General features: G+C 64.7%; 2 protein-coding genes. One reads left to right on the top strand and one right to left on the bottom strand.

The genetic code is table 11. The annotated features are described in order from the left end of the window. Positions 1 to 195 (bottom strand): helix-turn-helix domain-containing protein (locus J1C47_RS23935; RefSeq protein WP_245396764.1); only part of this gene is annotated, 195 nt, incomplete at its 3' end. 422 nt (positions 196 to 617) lie between these two features. On the opposite strand from J1C47_RS23935, the gene J1C47_RS24185 reads away from it, so the two are divergent. After that, positions 618 to 3,554, top strand: a complete 2,937-nt coding sequence (locus J1C47_RS24185; RefSeq protein WP_207353196.1) for a glycosyltransferase — start codon at positions 618 to 620, stop codon at positions 3,552 to 3,554. Positions 3,555 to 3,663 lie beyond the last annotated feature (109 nt).

Below are 3,663 nucleotides of genomic sequence, written 5' to 3'. Positions count from 1 at the left end.
GTTGTAGCGATGAACCCAGTCTCGAAGCGTCTGGCGATCCATGCCGCACGTCTCGGCGGCCGACCGGCGATCCACGCCGTCCAGGACCAGCGCGATCGCCAGCATCCGCCGCGCCGCCTTCGCATCCAAACTCTTCGCCGCAGCCGCGCGAAGCGCCGCCGATGAGTGGTCCGTTCGAGTGATCTCTACCGCCATCGAAACCTCCATGGTTCAATGCCAGTGAATCACTCGCTCGCCATCAAGGGAATCCCCGCCGAGTCAGAAATCGTGGCCGTTGGTATTACTTGACGATCGCCGCGGCAACGCCGTCGTATCTCGAAAAAGCGAGGACGAGATTGCGACAGCACCCTCGTCCCGCCAGCCGCCATGGTCCGCCTCTCGCATGTGAGTAGCACGCATCGCAGCGGGGAGGATCGCAGGATCCGTCCGCGGTCGACAACGTCCCCCCGCTTCCCACCCGACCCCAGACTTTCCGCCACGCCGCGACACCCCGATGCCTGGGCGATCTGCCGGCCCAGTCGAATGCACAGGATGCAGGAATGAAATTTCAACTTCCCGCCGGCATAAGCCGGATCATCGCATGCGACGGAGCCGTATGGGTCTCGGCGGACGCCGGCGTGTCCGAGGCGGACCTGAAACTCGTCGAAGGCGACGAGGCGCGGCCGATCGGCCCGATGAGCGCGCGCGGTTCGCGCGCCCGGGTCAATCTGCTTTCCAAGCATCTGGTCAATCAGACCCAGGTCGCGCCGCGCGTCGGCCGCGTCCCCTATCTGACGATCAACAGCCTGCCCGACTGGACGGTGCCCAGCGGCACCACGATGACCCTGCGCATCGACGGCGCCAAGGCCGGCAACGAGTTCGAGATGATGCTCGGCCGCAAGGGCCACCTCCAGAAGCTGCCGAGCAATCTCGTCTTCAGCGCACTGCTCGCGGCGCATCGGCTTTCGGCGAAGATCACCATCGAGCTTCGCGACGCCTCGGGCGCGGTCGTTCAGTCCAGCGAGGATTATGTCAGCCCGGATCATCCGGGCGGCAGGGACACGGCGCGCCACAAGCAGATGCTCGTCGACTTCCAGGCCGCGACGAACGCGACCAGCCTGGCGATCATAGTGAAGGTCGAGCATGTCGAGGAGATCCCGGATCTCCCGCCCTATCTCTTCATCAGCAATCCGCAGCTCAACCCGGCCAACCAGAGCAAGGGGCCGAAACCCTTCATCCTCGACGGCGAGCACGAAGGGACGCTCGACTTCACGGCGCCGCTCAATCCCTATTCTCCCCCCGACCCGGTCGTCATGGTCAAGGATCAGACGATCCTTTTGCCGGACCGTCCGCGCGCCGAGTTCTCCGAACTCTCCTTCAGCGGCCGATCGCTCTATGTGAAGGGAACCGAGGACAACACCTACACGCTCTATATCGACGGCAACTACGTCGCCGACGCCCATCTCGGCGTCGGGATCGGCAGCGTGGCGGTGCCGGACCATCTGCTCGACGGCGCCATCCATCACGTCGCGATCCGCGACGAGCACGGCCTCTTCATTCTCTTCGAGAACTACGAGACGCTGCCGGCCGTCCTCACCAGCTACGACGTGATCTGCCGCGAAACCCGTCCGCCGCTGCCCTATCACCTCGCACGCCAGGCACCCCACCGCTACGCCGCGCTCGGCCATGCGGTGGCGCAGATCGCCGACCGCAGCGAGGCCGAACAACTCGCCCATGCGCACGAGATCGTCGTCAAGGGCTTCGACATGCTGACCGCCGGCGACTACAGGCCGCTCGTCTTCAAGCAGCACGAAAAGCCGGACGTCTCGATCGTCATTCCCGTCCACAACAAGTTCAACATCACCTATTACTGCCTCTGCGCCCTGCTCCTCGCCAGCAACGAGGCGAGCTTCGAGGTGATCGTCGTCGACGACGGCTCGAGCGACGAAACCGCCGAACTCGACGAACTCGTCGAGAACGTCACGGTGATCCACAACGAGACGGCCCAGCGTTTCATCCGCGCCTGCAATGCCGGAGCGGCCAGGGCGCGCGGCGAATATGTGGTGCTGCTCAACAACGACACCGAGCCGACGACCGGCTGGCTGGACGAGCTGATCCATCCCTTCGAGCGTTTCGAGAAGGTGGGCCTGACCGGCTCGAAGCTGATCTATCCCGACGGGCGTCTGCAGGAGGCCGGCGGCATCGTCTGGCGCACCGGCAATCCCTGGAACTACGGGCGCAACGCCAATCCATGGGAGCCGCGCTTCTGCTACACCCGGCAGGCGGACTATCTGTCGGGTGCCGCGATGATGACCCGCAAGGCGATCTGGGACGAGCTCGGCGGCCTCTCCAGCTATCTCGAGCCGATGTATTTCGAGGACACGGACTTCGCCTTCAAGATTCGCGACGCCGGCTACAAGACCGTCTTCGCCCCCCTGTCCCTGGTCTACCACTACGAGGGCAAGACCAGCGGCACCGAGATCACCTCGGGCATGAAGCGCTACCAGGAGGTCAACCGGCCGAAGTTCAAGCAGCGCTGGGCGTCGGCCTATCGCAGCGCCAGCGAGGAAGGCAAGAATGTCGACATGGAGAAGGATCGCGGCATCGTCGGCCGCATCGCCTTCATCGACTACGGCACGCCGCGGCCGGATCGGGACGCCGGCAGCTATGCCGCCGTCGAGGAGATGAAGCTCGCGCAGGCGCTGGGCTTCAAGGTCACTTTCGTGCCCGACAACGTCGCCTATCTCGGACACTATTCCGAGGAGCTGATGCGCCAGGGCATCGAGACGATCTATGCGCCCTTCTGCCTCTCGGTCCCGGAATTTCTGGAAAAGCGCGCGGCCGAGTTCGATGCCTTCTACATCACACGCTATCAGGTCGCGTCGAAATACATCGACATGATCCGCCGGCTGGCGCCGCGTGCGAAGATCCTGTTCATGAACGCCGACCTGCATTTCCTGCGCGAACTGCGCTCCTCGCTCGAATTCAAGGACGAGGCGCGGATGAACTATGCCACCAAGGTCCGCGACGAAGAATTCGACGTCATGCGCAAGGCCGACGTGACCCTGTCCTACAACGAGGTCGAGCATAGCGTGATCATCTCGCATGCGCTGAATTCCGTGAAGGTCGTGAAGGCGCCGTGGGTGGTGCGGCCGAGCGAGACCGTCGCGCCGCTCGCCGGGCGCGAGGGCATCTCGTTTCTCGGCAGCTACGGCCATCCGCCGAACGTCGAGGCGGTCGAGTGGTTCGCCGACGCGATCCTGCCGCTGATCCTGCAGAAGCGGCCGGACGACGTCTTCCACATCTACGGCAGCGCCATGGGGGCGAACATCAAGGCGCTGGCGGGCGACAACGTCGAGGCCCACGGCTTCGTGGAGGATCTGGCCGACGTCTACGACCGCCACCGGGTCTTCGTCGCGCCGCTGCGCAGCGGCGCCGGCATCAAGGGCAAGGTGCTGGGCGCCCTCGCCCGGGGCATTCCCTGCGTGCTGACGCCCGTCGCGGCGGAGGGAACGGGCCTGCGGAGCGGCTTCGACTGCCTGATCGCCGAAGACCCCGTCGTCCGTGAAGATTGATCCTTGCCGGGTCACAGGGTCTGCATCCGTGCGCTGAGTTTCGTCGTCTCTGGATTGGGAGACGGGTTGGTCGTCAGGCCGCAGCGTCGATTGCGACCCGGACGAAGAG

It is taken from the genome of Jiella sonneratiae (genome assembly GCF_017353515.1).
In the GTDB taxonomy this organism is placed as follows: domain Bacteria; phylum Pseudomonadota; class Alphaproteobacteria; order Rhizobiales; family Rhizobiaceae; genus Jiella; species Jiella sonneratiae.
Note: the sequence above shows the minus strand (reverse complement) of the source record. Positions and strands in the feature narration are given on the sequence as shown.